The organism is Ruegeria sp. YTSA075 (assembly GCF_059610245.1).
Map to the genome: position 1 here is coordinate 96,247 of NZ_JBXWNG010000005.1, position 18,914 is coordinate 115,160.

The 18,914-nt window shown below is 56.8% G+C and carries 20 protein-coding genes; 12 read left to right on the forward strand and 8 right to left on the reverse strand.

The genetic code is table 11. From position 1 onward, the window contains the following. Positions 1–5: 5 nt before the first annotated feature. From AC2FGE_RS11420 to AC2FGE_RS11430, 3 genes are all read right to left on the reverse strand, one after another. On the reverse strand, positions 6–692 hold the full coding sequence (locus tag AC2FGE_RS11420) for a hypothetical protein (protein WP_496819347.1): 687 nt from the start codon (positions 690–692) through the stop codon (positions 6–8). Then, complete coding sequence (locus tag AC2FGE_RS11425) at positions 692–1,324, reverse strand: hypothetical protein (RefSeq protein WP_496819348.1); 633 nt, start codon at positions 1,322–1,324, stop codon at positions 692–694. The genes AC2FGE_RS11420 and AC2FGE_RS11425 overlap by 1 nt, the downstream gene beginning before the upstream one ends. Positions 1,325–1,446: 122 nt before the next feature. Then, positions 1,447–1,701 carry a BolA family protein gene (locus AC2FGE_RS11430; protein ID WP_496819349.1) on the reverse strand — a complete coding sequence of 85 codons (255 nt, stop codon included), beginning with the start codon at positions 1,699–1,701 and terminating at the stop codon, positions 1,447–1,449. A 108-nt stretch (positions 1,702–1,809) separates the two neighbouring features. Here AC2FGE_RS11430 and AC2FGE_RS11435 point away from each other — a divergent pair, with 108 nt between their 5' ends. From AC2FGE_RS11435 to AC2FGE_RS11475, 9 genes are all read left to right on the forward strand, one after another. Further along, positions 1,810–2,436, forward strand: a complete 627-nt coding sequence (locus tag AC2FGE_RS11435; RefSeq protein WP_496819350.1) for a J domain-containing protein — start codon at positions 1,810–1,812, stop codon at positions 2,434–2,436. 158 nt (positions 2,437–2,594) lie between these two features. Next, a complete protein-coding gene (locus tag AC2FGE_RS11440) occupies positions 2,595–3,161 on the forward strand; it encodes an NYN domain-containing protein (RefSeq protein ID WP_496819351.1) in 567 nt (188 codons plus the stop codon). Between the two features lie 149 nt (positions 3,162–3,310). Beyond that, positions 3,311–3,916 carry a methyltransferase family protein gene (locus AC2FGE_RS11445; RefSeq protein ID WP_496819352.1) on the forward strand — a complete coding sequence of 202 codons (606 nt, stop codon included), beginning with the start codon at positions 3,311–3,313 and terminating at the stop codon, positions 3,914–3,916. A gap of 149 nt (positions 3,917–4,065) precedes the next feature. Further along, positions 4,066–5,052: a cobaltochelatase subunit CobS gene (cobS, locus tag AC2FGE_RS11450; RefSeq protein WP_496819353.1), complete on the forward strand. Its 987-nt coding sequence runs from the start codon at positions 4,066–4,068 to the stop codon at positions 5,050–5,052. Continuing rightward, entirely contained in the window at positions 5,052–5,438 is a 387-nt protein-coding gene (locus AC2FGE_RS11455) for a hypothetical protein (protein ID WP_496819354.1), read from the forward strand. The genes cobS and AC2FGE_RS11455 overlap by 1 nt, the downstream gene beginning before the upstream one ends. Continuing rightward, positions 5,435–7,312, forward strand: coding sequence for a cobaltochelatase subunit CobT (gene cobT, locus AC2FGE_RS11460; protein WP_480827676.1), 1,878 nt, complete (start codon positions 5,435–5,437; stop codon positions 7,310–7,312). Before AC2FGE_RS11455 ends, cobT begins: the two co-directional genes overlap by 4 nt. Positions 7,313–7,608: 296 nt before the next feature. Next, a complete protein-coding gene (locus AC2FGE_RS11465) occupies positions 7,609–8,781 on the forward strand; it encodes an alpha/beta hydrolase (protein WP_496819355.1) in 1,173 nt (390 codons plus the stop codon). Between the two features lie 77 nt (positions 8,782–8,858). Further along, positions 8,859–10,649 (forward strand): aminopeptidase P family protein, encoded by a 1,791-nt coding sequence (locus tag AC2FGE_RS11470; RefSeq protein WP_496819356.1) that lies wholly within the window; start codon positions 8,859–8,861, stop codon positions 10,647–10,649. A gap of 64 nt (positions 10,650–10,713) precedes the next feature. Further along, positions 10,714–11,055, forward strand: coding sequence for a DUF427 domain-containing protein (locus AC2FGE_RS11475; RefSeq protein WP_496819357.1), 342 nt, complete (start codon positions 10,714–10,716; stop codon positions 11,053–11,055). 48 nt (positions 11,056–11,103) lie between these two features. Here the strand turns inward: AC2FGE_RS11475 and AC2FGE_RS11480 are convergent, their stop codons facing one another. Further along, complete coding sequence (locus AC2FGE_RS11480; RefSeq protein WP_480540708.1) at positions 11,104–11,310, reverse strand: helix-turn-helix domain-containing protein; 207 nt, start codon at positions 11,308–11,310, stop codon at positions 11,104–11,106. An 8-nt stretch (positions 11,311–11,318) separates the two neighbouring features. After that, a complete protein-coding gene (locus tag AC2FGE_RS11485) occupies positions 11,319–11,828 on the reverse strand; it encodes a hypothetical protein (RefSeq protein ID WP_496819358.1) in 510 nt (169 codons plus the stop codon). A gap of 163 nt (positions 11,829–11,991) precedes the next feature. Here AC2FGE_RS11485 and AC2FGE_RS11490 point away from each other — a divergent pair, with 163 nt between their 5' ends. The 3 genes from AC2FGE_RS11490 (at position 11,992) to AC2FGE_RS11500 (ending at position 14,544) form a co-directional block, all read left to right on the forward strand. Next, entirely contained in the window at positions 11,992–12,357 is a 366-nt protein-coding gene (locus AC2FGE_RS11490; RefSeq protein ID WP_496819359.1) for a YMGG-like glycine zipper-containing protein, read from the forward strand. Positions 12,358–12,403: 46 nt separating this feature from the next. Further along, on the forward strand, positions 12,404–12,967 hold the full coding sequence (locus AC2FGE_RS11495) for a hypothetical protein (RefSeq protein ID WP_496819360.1): 564 nt from the start codon (positions 12,404–12,406) through the stop codon (positions 12,965–12,967). A 209-nt stretch (positions 12,968–13,176) separates the two neighbouring features. Next, positions 13,177–14,544, forward strand: a complete 1,368-nt coding sequence (locus AC2FGE_RS11500) for a DUF3179 domain-containing protein (protein WP_496819361.1) — start codon at positions 13,177–13,179, stop codon at positions 14,542–14,544. Here the strand turns inward: AC2FGE_RS11500 and AC2FGE_RS11505 are convergent. The 3 genes from AC2FGE_RS11505 to AC2FGE_RS11515 form a co-directional block, all read right to left on the reverse strand. Continuing rightward, positions 14,541–16,226: a chloride channel protein gene (locus tag AC2FGE_RS11505; RefSeq protein ID WP_496819362.1), complete on the reverse strand. Its 1,686-nt coding sequence runs from the start codon at positions 16,224–16,226 to the stop codon at positions 14,541–14,543. The genes AC2FGE_RS11500 and AC2FGE_RS11505 overlap by 4 nt on opposite strands. Before the next feature lie 89 nt (positions 16,227–16,315). Further along, entirely contained in the window at positions 16,316–17,965 is a 1,650-nt protein-coding gene (gene recN / locus AC2FGE_RS11510; RefSeq protein WP_496819363.1) for a DNA repair protein RecN, read from the reverse strand. A 31-nt stretch (positions 17,966–17,996) separates the two neighbouring features. Then, positions 17,997–18,839 (reverse strand): outer membrane protein assembly factor BamD, encoded by an 843-nt coding sequence (locus tag AC2FGE_RS11515; RefSeq protein WP_496819364.1) that lies wholly within the window; start codon positions 18,837–18,839, stop codon positions 17,997–17,999. Positions 18,840–18,914 lie beyond the last annotated feature (75 nt).

Below are 18,914 nucleotides of genomic sequence, written 5' to 3' on the forward strand. Positions count from 1 at the left end.
GCCTTCTATCGCGATGCGTCGTGTACTATCAGAAACCTCGCATTGAAGCGGTTGAGTACGATTGGATCATCCAAGCCACAATCTGACACGGGGATCGTGGGGTTTGGCCGGAAAGACAATTGCAAAGTGCCCCGCACCTTGTCAGCATATTCGCTCGGTGGTGATTTCATTGACCTTCCCCAAGTGACGAACTCGGGTTCAAACGCACCCGCCAATTGGGCACTGTAATTCACTGAAAAGTCGTTACCTCGTTCAAACACATTGTGCCTAAGGTGCAACGGTTCAATATCCGCTAATCCAAGAGAGACCGTCAATTCGACATGCCCACGATATGGCACAAAATGCGGCCCAAACGCACAGCCGAACAACCGCGTCTTCATCAGTACTTGCACCCGCGTTTGCGCAGCGACGCTTCTTTTCTTAGCCGTAGATTGGAAAATATCAGGCGAAGTCGTACCGATTCGAAACTGGCCAAATTCGCCTAGGTTTGACTGATCCTCCAACCTCACGGGTCGAAACCCCGCTCGACACGGAAGCTTGGTATCGGATGATCGAACGGGCTCCAAGCTGACAACAATATAGTCGCTTTCTGTAAACTCGATGACCCAGGCGCCAAGCGCCGAAACGCGATCCGGAAACAGCCCCAACAAGGTCAACACCGTACCTGCCAAGGCAGCAAAACGGGTTCTCATCACAACCCCTCAACCGTGGACACTTGGACATGGACATCAATGTCAAAATCCATGGGTACTTTCACCTCTGAGCCTTGTTCAAGGAAATAGATATCTCTGAGCTTTAGCGAAGCCTTCAAATATCCGCTAACGTATTCCTCTAAAGGATCTTCGCCGGAACCCCCTAAAAATCTCGAGGTTCTACGGTATGTGATCTGCACCTGACCGCCATGTTCGTGCCCAATAAAGTCTCGTTTCTTTAAAGTGTACCTCCCAACCCTACCCGAAATCGTGTAGATGAGCCCTACGAACTCTGGGAAGCCAAGGTATTCACAAAAATACATTTCAGTACGCAGATCGACATTCTGTTCGCTGTCCAATTCGTTCTTTGTAAAAGACCTTTGCAAGATTATCGGGCTTTCTTCGTCAGCACCTGTATTTTGTTGATCACCTCCACCTCGACTGACCTGCGGCCTTACGGAGCGCTCAGGTTGTATCTGCCCTAAGAAACGCGAAACGTCCTTACCACTTAAGTCCAAGGCATGCGTCACATCGATCTTTGCCGGTCTCGAAGGACTATTGCAGGAATAAGCTCCTTGGGGGTCGAACGCCTCTAGCTGAATGTCCTTGTGACTGACCCAAAGGTCAAACATATGGCCTTCGGCGTGGGCCTGCACGCCTTGGCAAAGGAAACAAACGGATATGATAGAACCCAGCTTGCATCGTAGAACCGGGATCAGACGCCGACTACGCTTGAACTGCACGTCAGAAAACATCAGACTCCAATATCCAAAGCCAATGCATGAATACGCGGCACGACATCCCCCAACGCCTTGTGCACAGCCCGATGCCGCGCAACACGGGATTGGCCCTCGAATGCTGCGGCGCGGATGCGGACGTTGAAATGGCTCTCGCCCCCTTCTTGAAAGCCCGCATGGCCGCGATGGCTTTCGCTGTCGTCGATCACCTCCAACTCTTGCGGGTCAAAGGCGGCTTGCAGGCGGGTTCGGATGTCCTCGGTAATGCTCAATTTTGTGCTCAGCAGCAAAAAAACTTGCCGCCCCCCTCTTCTACTTTCGGCAGCTTAGACTAAACTGCTGCCTCCGAGTCGAAAAGATACGTTCGTGAGGATTAAAGCATGGCGAAATCAGACCCCTTTGGATTCGATATGTCCGTTTCCAGCGCCAAGAAGAAGAACCCGCGCGGGCGTCGGGGCATGTCGGGTGCGTCTGAAACCTCGGTGCGAATCTGTGACCATCCCGGATGTCAGGAGCCCGGAAAGTACCGCGCGCCCAAGGCCCCGGATGTGTTGGATGATTTCTACTGGTTCTGCCAACAACATGTGCGCGAATATAACCAGAAATGGAATTTCTTCGATGGCACCACCGAGGCCGAGCTGAATGCGCAACGCTCGAAAGACAAGGTATGGGAACGCGAAACCAAGCCTATGGGCGACCCCGAAGCCCGCGCCTGGGCCCGTTTGGGCATTGAGGACCCGCATCAGGTTCTGGGCGCAAACAGCACCCAGAACAAGGGCCGCACTTCGGGCAGCGGTGGTCGTCGCCTGCCGCCCACCGAACGTCGCGCCATTGAAATCCTTGAGGCCAATGACAGCTGGTCTAAGTCGGAAGTGCGCAAAGCCTATAAAAAGCTGATCAAGGTCCTGCATCCTGACATGAATGGCGGCGACCGGTCTCAGGAGGAACAGCTGCAAGAGGTGGTCTGGGCCTGGGATCAGATCAAGGACAGTAGGAACTTTAAGTGATGTCGTGCGCGAAAGAGCTGCGCAGGACGTCCGCTAACATCAAGGCCAGTGCAGGACTATCTCGGTTGCTACCTCTGACAACGACAGGGTCTGGGAAAACACTTTAAATCCCCGGATAGTGCTGGGGATTTGAATATTGGATTTACCGGGTCGTTTTCATGCGCACATCACTGATTGTTCTGTCACTTTCGCTGATTGGCGTAGGTGCCGCCTCATTTTGGCCGACACCAAGCAACGGGCCGTTTCTGATCGCCCTCCTCAGCGTTGCCGCCAGCCTGATTCTGGTGGTCCGCGCCTGGCTGGGCCGTCGCAAGAGGGCAAGCAACTGGGCCATCGTGGACGGGTCCAACGTAATGCACTGGAAAGATGGCAAGCCTGATCTGGCCACCTTGAAGGAGGTTATTTCGGCCCTGACCGAAGCAGGGCTGAAACCCGGCGTCGTTTTTGATGCCAATGCCGGATACAAGATCATCGGGCATTACATGAATGATCAGGCTTTTGCGCGCGTTCTGAAACTGCCCGTCAATCGGGTGATGATTGCCCCCAAAGGCACCCCTGCCGATCCACTGATCCTGCGCGCCGCTCGGGAGAACACAGCCCGCATTGTGACCAACGACCAGTTTCGAGATTGGCTTGAGGATTATCCAGAATTTCGCGATCCAAGCATCGCCATTCGAGGTGGTTTCAAGCAGGGAAAGCTCTGGCTGTCACTGAACACCTTGTAACCTGTTGCGCTTACGCCGACCTCCAACCACAGGAAATTCACGGAACGCGCCATAGTCCTGAACCTGTTACAAAGCCTTGCTACGGCCTGTGCTCATGGGCCAAGAACCGCGCCCATATCCGAACATGACCTGTGACAACGGAATTCGATATGGAACCCCTCATTTATCACGTTCATACGATTGCTCTTTGTATTGCCCTAGGCTCGGCTCTGTTGCTGAGCGGATATCTTACGCTGAACCTGCGCCTACCGCAGCTTGGCCTGTGGCCCAGTGCCAGCGGATGGCGGCATCACACGGCCTTTGGCCTGTTTCGTCTGTTCTGCGGTGCAACGGTTGTGTTTGCGCTGTCCGAGGTCTGGGTGAACGGCTGGGGTCATTGGATCCGTTATGTGCTGGGCCTGCCGATCATGGTGATGTCCTTTGGCATCACGCTTTGGGGCTACCGGTTCCTGGGGCTCGATAACACCTATTGCGAAAGCGACGGGCTGGTGACCGGCGGCATGTATGCCTATTCGCGCAACCCGCAATACGTCACCTCGGTTCTGGCAACGATTGGCTTGGGTATCGCCAGCGGGTCGTGGCTGACCCTCGGCCTGGCCACCATTCTGTTCGTGATCTATTTTCTGTTCGTTCTGAACGAAGAACGTTGGCTGCTGCAGGGCTATGGCCGCGCCTTCCGCGATTATATGCATCAGACCCCGCGTTTCGTCGATGAACGCAGTCTGATCCGGATGCGTGACGCCATTCTGGATTAAGCGTGGTTCTGCCTGCCATAAGGCCAGTTTGAAAGAAAGATCCTGTCAGCCATTTCAACGCGCGGCTTTCCCTTGCCCTTGTCTGCAATATGTTGCACCACACACGGGTTCAAACCCGGAGAACGGGCCAAAGGATAAGGACAAGGCGCATGGCTGACGGATCGATCGACATCAACGCAAAACCAACCGAAGAGATTTCGGTTCGTGAAGTGTTCGGCATTGATAGCGATATGGCGGTCAAAGGGTTTGCTGAAACAAGCGACCGCGTCCCTGCAATCGACCCCACCTACAAGTTCGACCCGGAAACCACGCTGGCGATCTTGGCAGGCTTCACCCATAACCGCCGCGTGATGATCCAAGGCTATCACGGCACCGGCAAATCGACCCATATCGAACAGGTCGCGGCGCGTCTGAACTGGCCCGCTGTGCGTGTGAACCTGGACAGCCATATCAGCCGGATTGACCTGATTGGTAAGGATGCGATCAAACTGCGCGACGGCAAGCAGGTCACCGAATTCCACGAAGGCATCCTGCCCTGGGCCCTGCGCAACCCGGTTGCCATCGTATTCGACGAATATGATGCGGGCCGTGCGGACGTGATGTTCGTGATTCAGCGCGTGCTGGAACATGACGGCAAGCTGACCCTGTTGGACCAGAACGAGATCATCACGCCGAACCCCAACTTCCGCCTGTTCGCCACCGCGAACACAGTTGGTCTGGGCGACACGACTGGCCTGTACCATGGTACGCAGCAGATCAACCAGGCTCAGATGGACCGCTGGTCGCTGGTCTCGACCCTGAACTACCTGAGCCATGATGCAGAAACGATGATCGTTCTGTCCAAAGCGCCGCTGTACAATACCGCCGAGGGCCGCAAGACCGTCAGCCAGATGGTTACCGTTGCCGACCTGACCCGGACCGCTTTCATGAACGGTGACCTGAGCACCGTTATGAGCCCGCGGACCGTGATCAACTGGGCCCAGAACGCCGAGATTTTCCGCGATGTCGGCTATGCCTTCCGTCTGTCCTTCCTGAACAAGTGTGATGAGCTGGAACGCCAGACCGTGGCCGAGTTCTATCAGCGCTGCTTTGACGAGGAACTGCCGGAAAGCGCGGCAAGCGTGAGCTTGGGGTGATGCGCTGCGGTGCTCGCATCGCGCTTCTCGCGCTCATGTTGAGCAGCGCGCAATCGGCTTTGGCTGATGTAAAATGGCCCTGCGGAAAACCTATTTTTTTTAGTCACATGGACATGATGAATGCCATTGGCCCCGGTATTTTTGTGGTTTGTAATACAGGTCTTGGTGGTGCAATCGAGTTCAAGTCACCTAATCTTGAAAAAAGCGCATACGTAAAATTCGAAAACTCAATGACCTTCTTTGCAGACGGTGCCATCGTCCTTGAAGATGAGCTTTGGCTGAATCTTCGCCCACCGCCGGGACAAACCTGTGATGGCAGCGATAGCTTGGGTCTGGTTAAGCTAGCAAATATGAACTGTATGTTTGGGGACCAGAACAAGAAATGAGTAAACCAAACGACAACCCCGCCGATCCGTTCAAGAAGGCGCTGGCCGAGGCCACTAAGGTCATGGCTGACGATCCGGAGCTTTCGGTAAGCTACACCGTCGATCCCTCTGGCCTGTCGGGTGAGTCGATGCGACTGCCTCAGGTGTCGCGACGGATGACGCGCGAGGAGGTTCTACTGGCGCGTGGCACAGCGGATGCACTGGCCTTGCAACGCCGCTATCATGACGACGCGACCCATAACCGCTATGCCCCTCCGGGCGATATGGCGCGGGACCTCTATGAGGCGATGGAAACCGCTCGGTGCGAAGCGATGGGTGCACGGGACATGCCCGGCACTGCGTCCAATATCGACGTCAAGATCGGGCATGAAGCGCTGCGGCGGGGCTATGATCAGTGCAAGCAACCGGCCGAGGCGCCGTTGTCCGTGGCGGCGGGCTATCTGATCCGTCATCTGGCGACTGGGCGCGACCTGCCCCCTGCCGCCGAGAATGTCATGAACCTGTGGCGCGGTTTCATCGAGGAACAGGCCGGTGGCGTGCTGGAGAACCTTGACGAGGTGCTCTCGGATCAGGCCGAATTCGCTAAGTTCGCGCGACAGATGATCAAGGATCTGGGCTACGGCGACCAGCTGGGCGACGACCCGGATGAGCTGGATGACGAACAGGAAGATCAGGCCGAGGAAGACGCCGAAGAACAGCCCGATCCGGACAGCACCGGGCAGGATGATCAGGACGAACAAGACGCTGACGCCACGCCTGAGCAGACGCAGGAAGAACAGCAGGACCAGTCTCAGGCACAGGTCTCGATGGACGAGATGGCCGACGAAGAGATGTCGGATGAGGCCGAGATGCCAGATGGCGAAGCCCCGCTGGAGCCCCCTGCCCCTCCACCCGCGTCCGAGGCTGACCCGGACTACAAGGTCTATCTGAACACGCATGACGAAGAGATTGCCGCCGAGGATCTGGCAGAACCGGCGGAATTGGAACGGCTGCGCGCCTATCTGGATCAACAGCTGGATCAGTTGAAAGGCGCAGTCAGCCGACTGGCCAATAAGCTGCAGCGCCGTTTGCAGGCGCAACAGAACAGATCGTGGGAGTTTGACCGTGAAGAAGGCATTTTGGATGCCGGCCGTCTGGCCCGCGTGGTTGCAAACCCCACGACCCCGCTAAGCTTCAAGGTCGAAAAGGACACTGAGTTCCGCGATACGGTTGTGACCCTTCTATTGGACAACTCTGGTTCAATGCGCGGACGCCCGATTTCGATCGCGGCGGTCTGTGCGGATGTTCTGGCCCGGACGCTGGAACGCTGCAATGTGAAGGTCGAGATTCTTGGCTTCACCACCCGGGCATGGAAGGGCGGGCAGGCGCGCGAGGCCTGGCTGAACGATGGCCGCCCGCAGCAACCGGGCCGTCTGAACGACCTGCGCCATATCGTCTACAAAGGTGCTGATGCACCCTGGCGGCGCGCCCGTGCCAATCTGGGCCTGATGATGAAAGAAGGTCTGCTGAAGGAAAACATCGACGGTGAGGCGCTGGAATGGGCCCATCGCCGCATGCTGGCCCGGCGCGAGCAGCGCAAGATCTTGATGGTGATCTCGGATGGTGCACCGGTCGATGATTCAACGCTCAGCGTGAACCCGGCGAATTATCTGGAGAAACACCTGCGCGATGTGATCGCCATGGTCGAAAAGCGCAAGATGGTCGAATTGCTGGCCATCGGGATCGGCCACGACGTAACGCGCTACTACGACCGCGCGGTGACCATTACCGATGTCGAGCAACTGGCCGGTGCGATGACTGAACAGTTGGCCGCGCTGTTTGACAGCGATCCTCGCGCCCGTGCCCGCGTGATGGGGATGAAGAAGGCCAGCTAGGTTCGCTGCGCCTGAGGCGTCCTGAGGCCTGATAGAAACCGAAGAACGGCCTGCGCGAAATGCCGGCTTGGTTTTGGAGGGCGGGCAGCGCTGTTGCGCAACCGGTAGCGTGCGGGTTGGTAGCGCAGGAGAGCTGTGTCAAAGGGCGGCATCATGTTGCGATCTCCTAATGTTGATTGTCATTTTGCCACCCAGCTAAGCTGAGCGCTTGAAGGCCGCATTGAGAAATTCCTAAGAAACCTTTGGGATTGCCTTTGGCGCTTGTGAGACCGCTCAAAACCGGATGTAGTGATCCCATGCGCTACGAATTTGCAGATTGTGTTCTGGACGTGGATCGCCACGTCCTGACCCGCCAGGGCGAGGCAGTGCCTGTTGAACCGCAGGTCTTTGATCTGTTGAAATTGTTGGCCGAACACCCCGGCAAACTGGTGGCGCGGGATGAGATCATCGAGCGGGTCTGGAACGGGCGTTTTGTATCGGAATCCACCATCAGCGCGCGTGTGGCCGCCGCGCGGCGGGCCGTTGGCGATGATGGCAAGGCACAACGGATCATCCGCACAATCGTGCGGCGCGGGCTTCAACTGGCGGCAGATGTCAGATGTGACGGCGATCCTGAGCACGCCGTTGCACAACAAGAGCATACGCAAAGACTGCGCTACGCGCATGGTAAGGACGGATTGGTTGTTCCGTATACTCTCAACGGCGAAGGGCTTCCGGTGCTTCGCATCGGCTCGGTTATCCATGATCTGGAAGCAGAGTGGCGCTTGGCCTCTGAACGGAAGCGTCTGACAGATATGGCAAGCCGTTTCCACCTGCTGCGGTACAACAAGGATCACAGCGTAAGCTCGAACGAAGATCATCGGGCAGTCTTCGACCACAGACTAAATGAAATTCTGACCGTGGCGGATGCCGTGGGTTTCGATCGTTTCTCGATCATAGGAGAGTTTGGCGGCGCTTTTCCTGCCATCCACTTTGCGACGCGTCATCCGGATCGTGTTAGCAAGCTGGTTATTGCTGGCGGATGGGCAGAAGGGCGCAATCATCGTGTAGATAGCGAAAAACCAGACTCGATCAAAACACTGATTTCCGAAGGTTGGCACACGCCAGGAGGTGGCTATGCAATCGGCTCTACGCTTAGCTATTTCCCGGATGGACCACTGGATGATGTACGCCACATGGTGACAGAGATGCAATCGCTGTACTCGCGCGAGCAAAAACTACACTACCGTGACATCGGCAACAGCATGACGGCACTAGATCTGTTGCCTCAGGTAAGATGCCCCACCCTGATTCTACACGGCCGCCACACAACTGTTCATCCCTTGTCCGAAGCGCGCAAGTTAGCAGCGGGAATACCTGATGCATCGCTCGTCATTCTGGAGACTGCTAACCAGCTTCCACTGCCCAGCAACGACGCGTACAGGGATTATATCAAGGCGATTGATGATTTTTTGACCTCAGATACTTAACAGAACTGTCCCACGCTGGACATTTCCTTCGACAGATCGCAGGTTTCAGCGCAAATCGACCGATGCAAGAGGCCCTCATGTTTCAGAGTTTTAAAGTCACTGCGCGCCCTGAACAGGGACCTCCAAGATTGGCCGCGCTGCGGGCAAAATTGGAACGGGCAGGGCTGGATGGATTTCTGATCCCGCGTGCGGATGCTCATCAAGGGGAGTACGTGGCCCCACGTGACGAACGTCTGGCCTGGTTGACAGGCTTCACAGGCTCGGCGGGGTTTTGCGTGGCATTGCGGGATGAGGCTGGTGTGTTCATCGATGGGCGATATCGCACACAGGTCAAGGCGCAGGTCGCGGATGTTTATACGCCGGTCCCCTGGCCCGATGTCAGCCTGAGTACCTGGGTCAAAAAGCAACTGCCCCAAGGCGGCAAGATTGGTTTTGATCCCTGGCTACACGCGGCGGGGCAAATCTCTGCGGCGGAAAAGGAGTTTGAGGGCAGCGGCATTGAGCTGGTGCGCACTGACAATCTGGTCGATCGGATATGGCAGGATCAGCCCGCCCCACCAATGAACCCGGTCAAAGCCCACCCGATAGAGTTTGCGGGAGAAGCAGCCAGCGACAAGATCACACGATTGGCAAAAAGCATAGAAGACGCAGGGTGTACGGCAGCGCTGATCACACTACCGGACTCGATCATGTGGCTGCTGAACATTCGCGGCTCTGACATCGGTTACAACCCTGTCGCCCATGGCTTCGCGATTTTGCACGCCACAGGTCAGGTGGATTTGTTCATGGCCGCCCGGAAACTTGTCGAGGTACGCGATCATTTGGGAGATCAGGTCTCGGTCCACGATCCTGCAGATTTTCTGAATGCGGTTCAGCAACTGGACGGGCGCGTACAGGTCGACGCGGCCACCGTGCCGCAGATCGTGGCAGATGCGCTGGGCGACAAGATGGTCGATGGTGGAGATCCCTGCGCCCTACCGAAGGCCTGCAAAAACGCCGCTGAGATTGAGGGCAGCGCCGAGGCGCATCTGCGCGATGCGGTTGCCGTCGTCGAAACCCTGTGTTGGCTGGATGCGCAACAGCCCGGCAGCGTGACCGAAACGCAAGTTGTGACCCGGTTGGAAGATAACCGGCGCAAGGACAATGCGCTCCAGGATATCTCATTCGATACGATTTCAGGCACCGGCCCGAATGGGGCCATCATGCACTACCGAGTGACCGACGAGACCGACAGTCTGCTGCAGAACGGCCACCTGCTGGTGCTAGACAGCGGTGGGCAATATCTGGACGGCACCACCGATATCACGCGGACCATCGCCATTGGTGCGGTGGGGGATGAAGAAAAAGCCTGCTTCACCCGTGTTCTGAAAGGCATGATCGGCCTTTCGATGCTGCGCTGGCCCGTTGGTTTGGCCGGGCGCGACATTGAATGTATCGCGCGCGCGCCTCTTTGGCAGGCCGGGCAGGATTTCAATCACGGAGTCGGCCATGGTGTGGGCGCATATCTCAGCGTCCACGAAGGCCCACAGCGCCTGTCTCGCGTCAGCCACGTGCCCCTGAAACCCGGCATGATCCTGTCCAACGAACCGGGATATTACCGTGAAGGAGCGTTTGGCATCCGTATCGAAAATCTGGTCGTCGTCGAAGATGCCCCAGCCCTGCCCGGTGGTGATGAGGAACGCGCGATGCTGCAGTGGCGCACTCTGACCTATGTGCCTTTTGATCGTCGGCTGATCGTGGTGGACATGCTGACCGCCGCCGAGCGCATCTGGCTAAACGCCTATCACCGCGACGTTGCGGAAAAAATCCGGCCAAGACTGGGCCCTGACGCTCAACTGTGGTTGGATGCCGCAACCGTGCCGGTCTGACACCGGACTGTTACATAAAACGGGCAGAGGAGAGCCCCACGCGACGCTGAAGGGAAGGCAAGGAATGACAGAGATCACAATCGAGAAAGCTGATGGCAAATGGAGCGTCCGCTCTGGCGGTGCCATTCTGGGTGAAACAAACACTGCTCTGGTTTTGCTGGAAGGTGATCTGGAACCCGTGATCTATTTTCCGCGTTCCGATATCGCGATGGCCTTTCTGGACCAAACCGACAAGGTCACGCATTGCCCGCATAAAGGGGATGCGACCCATTTCTCGATCGTCAACAAATCCTCGGTCACAGAAAACGCCGCCTGGAGCTATGAAAGCCCGATCCCTGGTGTGGCGCAGATCAAGGGCTACATCGCCTTCTATCCGGTTGAGTCGGTTAAGGTAGAGCAAATCTGACAGTTTAGTGCACTGTCCGACTGATCTACGCACAGATTTGATACCGGGTTAATCCGGTTCGAAGCTCAAAATATCGCCTGGCTGGCAGTCCAAATATCTGCAGATAGCCTCAAGCGTTGAGAACCTGACACCCTTGATTTTGCCGGACTTGATCAACGACAAGTTGGTCTCGGATAAGCCGATTGCCGCAGCCAACTCACGCGAGGAGACCTTGCGCTTAACAAGCATCAGGTCGAGATTTACCTGAATAGCCATGGTGCCCCCTAGAGAAAATGCTTGTTTTCGTCTTCGGCCTGCCAGGCGCGTTGTAACGTTTGGGATATCGCAAGCAACACCACACCCGTGATCGCAAAAACAATATCAAGGTCGAGCGGCGCCCAACTAAAATCAAAGCCTTCGGTTGATTCCAATCCGATTACGATCAGATGCGGCATGACGAGAGTTATTACGTTGTAGCCGATCCAAAATCCGATCAATCCCCACGCCATATGGCGCAGGTTTCGTCCAAGATCCCGAAAATCCTGTTCTGGCCCCCCGTTGAGCACAAGCCATGCACCGCGAAAGGCGCCAGCAAGGGACATCAGCGCCATCAGGGTTAAAATCAGACCGACAACCAGCGTCCAGAATGGAGGCGAAGTGTCTTGTTCGGGAAAGTCGAACATATCCCAAACCAGGCCGTGAATCCCCAACATCTCACCAATCCAGACGAATCCAAACAAAAGGAAGTAACAGCTCAGACTAAGCGCCATGGCGGCTTTTGCGAAAAAAGTCATCGATCCTCCTGCAGTAGCAAGCGTTCTTTAGCGCAAATCATCAAATCAATAAATCCTTACTTCACGTAATTTAAATAAAACATAAAATAATTGTTGATTTATTGAGATCGAAACCCTAACTCACCTTCCGAACAATTCAGACCAAACAAAAGGACGAAGACTAATGAAAATGACGAACGCATATGGGTTGATGGCACTTGGACTAACCCTAACCGCATGCGCTGATGCCAATGACTCACTGATCGTTGACGGACAACGAAACCCAAACTTCCAATCAGATCTCGCAGCTTGCGAGCAGGTGTCTTTGCAAAAAGAGAAATCCAACGACTCTGCCATCACTGGTGCCATAGTGGGCGGGCTTGTTGGTGCTGCCGAAGCCGATAGCGGCGATGCGCTTGCAGGGCTGGGGGTTGGCGCAGCTGTCGGAGGGCTGTTGGGAACGGCAGAGGACTCTAGCGAGCTAGATAGTGCGAGAAAGAGTATTGTCTTTAACTGCATGCGCGGTCGAGGACACAATGTTGTCGGCTAGTCCAAGACGCACCCGCCGCTGGCGCCTTGGAAAGTATGCTGCCGTGATGGCAGCATTGGCGGCCGTCGTGCTGTCTGGTTGTACCCAGATTTCAGTTTTGGCGTGGAACCAGGTCCCGATGACTGAGTTCCGCGTCGAAGGCACAAAACTGTTTATGCAAGGAGCGATCAACTCCAAAACGCTTAAGCAATTCGAGGAAATCTATGCCCAACACCCTGACATCGAGACCCTGGTTGAACTTGATGTGCCGGGCTCACTGGATGACGACACCATGATCGCATTGGCCTACCGAGTGCGCGAACTAGGCCTCAACACGCATCTCACATCATCCAGTCTCATCCACTCGGGTGGGGTTGATCTTTTTCTGGCAGGTGTCAGAAGAACTATGGATGACGGGGCAGAGATTGGCGTACACGCATGGTCAGATGGTGCAAAAGAAGCATCCAACTACCCGCGCGGCGCACCTGAACACGAGCAAAACCGACTTTATGTCGAACGCATGCTCGGGCATGACGCATTCTACTGGTTCACAGTCTACGCCGCCCCGGCTGACGACATTCACAAGATGTCAAAATCCGAGATCCGCAAATACGGATTGCTAACTGAGTAGTACGCTTAGAATCTCGACTTCAGGAGAGAGCACGCCCTTCGTTGGGATGCAGGGGTCGCTCCTAGATTATGCCGAATTATTCAAATGCGATGTGTTTGGATGGGGCTGCGATTCGCGAAACGAAAGGCTCACACCCCGATCACGACGCTGTTGAATGAAAGTGAGTACAACTGAAGGCATACTATGCATGTACGACCTAGGAGGATGCTATGTCAGTTTCACGCCGCAGCTTTGTTGGGGGGCTGGGTCTTAGCGCGTTGGCACCGCGCGTGCTTTGGGCACAACAGGACCCGGTGCTGGTGGCGCTGCGCAGCACGCTTTATTCCGGTCGAACCGAGTTTGAGGCGCAGATGGCCTATCTGACGCAGCGCGGGAAACCTGATGTGGTGCCTGCTTTGCTGACCGCCATGCGATACGGGGATCGGCGGCGGGATGAAATTTCAGAGGTGATGGAAACCCTCAGCGGTCAGAAGCTCGGAACGGGCTGGTTTGATTGGATGCTCTGGCAAGAGCGGAACCCACAACTGATCCCGCACCCATCGCTGATCCCCTTCAAACGTGAGGTTCTGTTGGGGATCGACCAGAATTTTGATCTGTTCCTCCGGCCCGAATACCTGGCACGCGACCGGATGAAGATCCGACTGGAAGAAATCGCCTGGGGTGGGGTCTACAAAGACGGCATCCCTTCACTGGACAATCCAACGCTTATCTCTGCCTCAGACGCCAGCTACCTCAAAGGAGATGATCTGGTCTTTGGCGTCTCGATCAACCGGGATGTACGCGCCTATCCGCTGCGGATCATGGGGTGGCATGAAATGTTCAACGAAGTGATCGGAGGTGTTCCGGTCGCACTTGCCTATTGCACCCTGTGCGGGTCTGGCATTCTGTTTGAAACGCAGGTTTCGGGGCGGCGCAAACCGTTTGTCTTTGGTTCCTCTGGCTTCCTCTACCGGTCGAACAAACTGATGTTTGACCGCGAAACACACTCGCTGTGGAATCAATATACCGGCAAACCCGTGGTCGGCCCGTTGGTCGACAGCGGGATCGAATTGAAACAGCGACCCGTTGTGATCACGACCTGGGACAATTGGAAGACTTCGCACCCTGGTACCCGCGTACTGTCGCTGGATACCGGACATCGCCGCAACTATGGGTCTGGCGTGGTCTACCGTGAGTATTTCGCCTCGCCCGAGTTGATGTTCCCCGCACAGGTCGATCAGTCCCAACACCGGCAAAAGGACTACATTTTTACGATCCGCCAGTTCGGCGCTGCGCGTGCATGGCCACTGGATGCGTTCAGCCGTACCCGTGTGATCAATGATGCAATTGCGAACCGCCCTCTGGTTCTGATCGGAAACCCGGATCGCCGGACCGTGCGGGCTTATGAGCGAGCGGGGCACAGGTTCACAGCCTCTGACGGCGGGCTAGTGGACGAAAGCGGTCGCAAATGGACCCTGTCCGAAGAGATGTTGACCGGGCCAGATGGCGCGAAGCTACCGCGCGTCGCCGGGCATATCTCTTATTGGTTTGCCTGGGATAACTATCTGGGTGACGCTGCCAGCGTTTACGATGGCTAGGAATGTTCCTCGGCCGCAGTGGCCGCCAACGCCCTGTTATAAGCCTTGAGCGCATCGACATGATAGAGCGCACCAATGGGGGTTTCTGAGCCGTCTTCTTCCAACAAGATCACCGGAATACAGGGAATGTCTTCCCGGTCAAAATAGGGCATGGCGGCTTCCAGTGTGGCGCTGGCTTTGACGCAGAGGCCCCGCGCGATCAGTTCCTGCGCCTCATCCGCGGTAATCGAGCGTGCGTCGCCGATTGGCCGCATCACTGCCCCGGTGCGTAGCATGGCAAGCAGATAGGCTTGCGGGCCAGCGGCCAGATGCACATTTCGGCGCTCCAACTGGGTCAGGAAGAAAGACCGGTCCACCAAACGAGATGCCAGTGCTGTCGACATCGAGACTGAAACCATCACGGCCAGACCGATCTGCCAGTCTCCGGTCAGTTCAAACACAATGAGTGTGGTTGAAATCGGCGCACCCAGTACCGCAGCCGCAACCGCTCCCATCCCCGCAAAAGCATAAAGCGTATGGGTCCCCGAGACATCCGGCAGCAATCCCGTTGCAATCAAACCAAAGGCCAACCCGGTCAACGCCCCGATCATCAGCGAGGGCGAAAACACCCCGCCCCCCATGCGGCCGCCCATGGTGATGGCCACCGCGATGGTCTTGACCACGGCCAGCAGGATCGCGGTGGTCAGAACCAGATCACCCGTCAACGCGCGGATCGTGGTTTCATAGCCGACGCCAATAATATGCGGAAACCAGATGGCCAAAAGGCCCAGCATCGCCCCCGACACCGCCGGGCGCAGCCATCCCGGCAAAGACAGACGGTTCTGTACATGGGTGCCGATGTCTTCGGCAAAGAAGATCGAACGCATCAATACCAAAGCGACGAGCCCGCAGATCAGGCCAAGGATCAGAAAGGCAGGCAGTTCCACATAAAACTTCAGGGACCCAGGCGTATCCAGCGCGAATTGAGTCACATCCCCATAGGCCAGCCGGTTGATCACCGTTCCCGCGACCGAGGCAATGACGATGGGCGCAAAGGCGTGAACCGCGAAATGGCGCAGCACGACCTCAAGCGCGAACAAGGCCCCCGCAATGGGCGCGTTGAAACTGGCCGAGACAGCAGCCGCAACAGCGCATCCCAACAGATCCCTGCCCGTGATCCCATCCGCGTGAATACGGTTGCTGACCCAAGTCGAGATCACCCCTGCCATATGCACAACTGGCCCTTCCCGGCCGGTCGAACCGCCAGAGCTGAGCGTGATCAGTGAGGCGAAGAAGGACGCGATACCCGCCTTCACCTCGACGCGACCATCGGTGACAGCAGACCCTTCGATCACATCCGCGACCGACCGAACACGGCCGTCATGGGTGAACCGGTTCAGGATCACGCCAACCAGTAAACCGCCCAGGATCGGGATGATCAGAACCATGTACCACGGTAGTTTCTCGGCATGGCTGTGCAGCAGCAGGATGTTATCTGTGTCGTACAGATAGGCCTGTAAAAACTGGATCGCCTTGCGGAACCCCAGGGCCATGAACCCTGCGGCAATACCGATCACCAACGCGATGAACCAGAACTGTATCTGACTGGGCCCGCGTCGGCGCATCACCCAAAAGGCATCCTTGATCGCGGCGATGGCCTGATTCAGTTGATTGCGCAGTACAGTGTAGGTTGATTGAGTCATCTGCCTTCGGGGCTCGTCGCTTACCCCTTAGTAAGCCAAGGGGCGGTCATATAAAAGTATGGCAAGGCAAAGAAAGCAGCACCGATCCATCACGCTTGCAGCAAGGCACGCGCTGCGGCCCGTGCTTCGTCGGTGATCGTATCGCCCGAAACCATCCGGGCGATTTCATCCACGCGGTCACTTTCGGCCAGCGGAACAACGGTAGACAGCGTCTGCCCGTCGCTGACCTGTTTCTGCACCCGCCAGTGATGCGCTGCCCGCGCGGCCACCTGAGGAGAATGGGTCACGACCAGCACCTGCCCCCCCTGCGCCAACGCCGCCAACCGGCGGCCAACCGCATCGGCGGTTGCGCCCCCGACACCCCGGTCAATCTCATCAAAGATCATGGTCCGCGCGCTGTCATCGCCGGATAGGCAGACCTTGAGCGCCAGCAGAAAGCGGCTGAGCTCGCCCCCCGAAGCGATCTTGTTCAACGGACCTGACGGCGCGCCGGGATTGGTCGCGACTGTAAAGGCAACCGCATCGATGCCCTCGGGGCCCGGATCCGCCGGGGTGATTTCGGTCTGGAACACGGCGCGTTCCATCTTGAGCGGCGCAAGCTCGGCCATCACCGCTGCATCCAGTTGACCAGCAGCTTTCTGACGGACTGCGCTCAGGGCTGCAGCCGCGGCATCATAGGCCGCCTGCGCGGCCTCAACCGATGCGCGCTGATCCGCCAGATCCGCATCACCCGCATCCAGACGGCCCAGACGATCCCGCAGAGTATCCGCAAAGGCCCCAAGGTCATCCGGGGCGACATCATGCTTTCTGGCTAATGCGCGGATCGCAAACAGACGTTCCTCAGCCGCTTCCAGCTCGGCCGGATTGAAATCCAGCGCTTGCAGGCAGGTGTTCACGCCATCTTGTGCTTCGCCTAGCTCGATCAGCGCGCGGCCCAATGCACCGATTGGCCCTTCCAACTGTCCGCCTGCATTGTCAGAGACACCTTCCAACCAGCGCATCGCATCCGACATCGCCCGTTCGGCGCCTTCGCCGCCCAGCAAATCAAAAGCTCGGGCAACATCATCGCGGATGCGTTCAGCCCCCTGCATCATACGACGACGGGCGTCCAATTCAGCATCCTCACCCGGTTGCGGGTCCAGCTTGTCCAGTTCGGCAACGGAGTGACGCAGAAACTCTTCCTCGGCCCGCATAGCAGCCAGCGCCGCTTCGGTTTCGGCCAGGGCTTTGCGACTGCGTGACATTTCGGACCAGGCCTGCCGCACTGCGGTCAGTTGCTCCGAAACGTTAGCGTAGTCATCAAGCAGCAGGCGATGCCCCCGCGGGTTCAACAATCCGCGATCATCATGCTGGCCGTGAAGCTCAATCAAGGTTTCAGACAAGGCGCGCAGAACCTCACCCGAACAACGCCTGTCATTGACCCAGGCGGTCTTGCGACCCTCGGCCGTGTTGACGCGGCGCAGGATCAACTCTTCCCCGCCCGGCAGTCCAGCCTCGGCCAAAACCTCGTGCGCGGGGTGATCTTCAGGCAGTTCGAATTCGGCCACGACCTCACCTTGCGCCGCGCCCTGCCGGACCAGTTCGGCACGACCGCGCCACCCCAGAACAAACCCCAACGAATCCAAAAGGATCGACTTGCCAGCCCCGGTCTCACCGGTCAACGCATTCAATCCCGGCTGGAAGGTCAATTCCAGCCGGTCGATGATCAGCATGTCACGGATATCTAAGGCGCGCAGCATCGGGTTCTAGCATCCCCTGCCCGTCACCAGCTTACAACCACTGGCCCTTGATCGTCTGACGATAAATCTGGCTGAGCCAGTTGTTGCCACGGCTCTTCAGATCCAATCCGCGCGAGGTCAGCAGCTTGTAGGCATCGTCATACCATTCTGAAGATTGGTAGTTATATCCCAGGATCGCACCAGCGGTCTGCGCCTCATCAAACAGGCCCAGAGACAAATAAGCTTCGACCAGACGATACAGGGCTTCGGCTGTATGGGACGTAGTCTGAAAATCCTCAACCACGACGCGGAATCGGTTGATGGCGGCGACATAGTGATCCTGGCGCAGATAATACCGCCCGATCTCCATTTCCTTGCCTGCGAGATGATCAAAGGCCAGATCGAACTTCAACACCGCTGAAGTGGCGTATTCGCTGTCAGGATAAACCTCAATCACGGTCCGCAGAGCTTGCAACGCCTGAAAGGTCAGACCCTGATCACGACCCACTTCGTCGATCTGATCATAGTAGCTGAGCGCCAGCAGATACTGCGCATAGGCGGCATCTTCATCCGTGGGATAGAAATCGATATAGCGCTGTGCAGCGGCGCGGCTTTCTTCGTAGTTCTTGTCGGAATGGAACGAAAACGCCTGCATGATCAGCGCGCGTTTTGCCCAGTCGGAATAGGGATAAAGACGTTCAACTTCCGAGAAATACCAAGCCGCATCATCCGAGCGATTCTGAGACAGTTCGTATTCACCACGGGTATAGATTTGCTCGGGCGTGAAGCCTTCGAGGTTCTCATTGCGGTCTGCGCCTTTGTTGCCGCATGCCGTCAAAACTGCTGCCAGAAGAATCGCACCTGCGAACCTGACTGCCGCTTTGCTGCCAACCATACCGCCCATCCTTGTCATCTTACTTACCGGGGTTCGCCCCGAATTGAGCCTTGGTCTAGCATAGATATTTCCGGT

Coding starts and splice junctions, on each gene's coding strand:
- AC2FGE_RS11420 (WP_496819347.1), bottom strand. CDS start 692: ATGAGAACCCGTTTTGCTGCCTTGGCAGGTACGGTGTTGACCTTGTTG.
- AC2FGE_RS11425 (WP_496819348.1), bottom strand. CDS start 1,324: ATGTTTGACCTTTGGGTCAGTCACAAGGACATTCAGCTAGAGGCGTTC.
- AC2FGE_RS11435 (WP_496819350.1), top strand. CDS start 1,810: ATGGCGAAATCAGACCCCTTTGGATTCGATATGTCCGTTTCCAGCGCC.
- AC2FGE_RS11440 (WP_496819351.1), top strand. CDS start 2,595: ATGCGCACATCACTGATTGTTCTGTCACTTTCGCTGATTGGCGTAGGT.
- AC2FGE_RS11445 (WP_496819352.1), top strand. CDS start 3,311: ATGGAACCCCTCATTTATCACGTTCATACGATTGCTCTTTGTATTGCC.
- cobS (WP_496819353.1), top strand. CDS start 4,066: ATGGCTGACGGATCGATCGACATCAACGCAAAACCAACCGAAGAGATT.
- AC2FGE_RS11455 (WP_496819354.1), top strand. CDS start 5,052: ATGCGCTGCGGTGCTCGCATCGCGCTTCTCGCGCTCATGTTGAGCAGC.
- cobT (WP_480827676.1), top strand. CDS start 5,435: ATGAGTAAACCAAACGACAACCCCGCCGATCCGTTCAAGAAGGCGCTG.
- AC2FGE_RS11465 (WP_496819355.1), top strand. CDS start 7,609: ATGCGCTACGAATTTGCAGATTGTGTTCTGGACGTGGATCGCCACGTC.
- AC2FGE_RS11470 (WP_496819356.1), top strand. CDS start 8,859: ATGTTTCAGAGTTTTAAAGTCACTGCGCGCCCTGAACAGGGACCTCCA.
- AC2FGE_RS11475 (WP_496819357.1), top strand. CDS start 10,714: ATGACAGAGATCACAATCGAGAAAGCTGATGGCAAATGGAGCGTCCGC.
- AC2FGE_RS11480 (WP_480540708.1), bottom strand. CDS start 11,310: ATGGCTATTCAGGTAAATCTCGACCTGATGCTTGTTAAGCGCAAGGTC.
- AC2FGE_RS11485 (WP_496819358.1), bottom strand. CDS start 11,828: ATGACTTTTTTCGCAAAAGCCGCCATGGCGCTTAGTCTGAGCTGTTAC.
- AC2FGE_RS11490 (WP_496819359.1), top strand. CDS start 11,992: ATGAAAATGACGAACGCATATGGGTTGATGGCACTTGGACTAACCCTA.
- AC2FGE_RS11495 (WP_496819360.1), top strand. CDS start 12,404: ATGGCAGCATTGGCGGCCGTCGTGCTGTCTGGTTGTACCCAGATTTCA.
- AC2FGE_RS11500 (WP_496819361.1), top strand. CDS start 13,177: ATGTCAGTTTCACGCCGCAGCTTTGTTGGGGGGCTGGGTCTTAGCGCG.
- AC2FGE_RS11505 (WP_496819362.1), bottom strand. CDS start 16,226: ATGACTCAATCAACCTACACTGTACTGCGCAATCAACTGAATCAGGCC.
- recN (WP_496819363.1), bottom strand. CDS start 17,965: ATGCTGCGCGCCTTAGATATCCGTGACATGCTGATCATCGACCGGCTG.
- AC2FGE_RS11515 (WP_496819364.1), bottom strand. CDS start 18,839: ATGGTTGGCAGCAAAGCGGCAGTCAGGTTCGCAGGTGCGATTCTTCTG.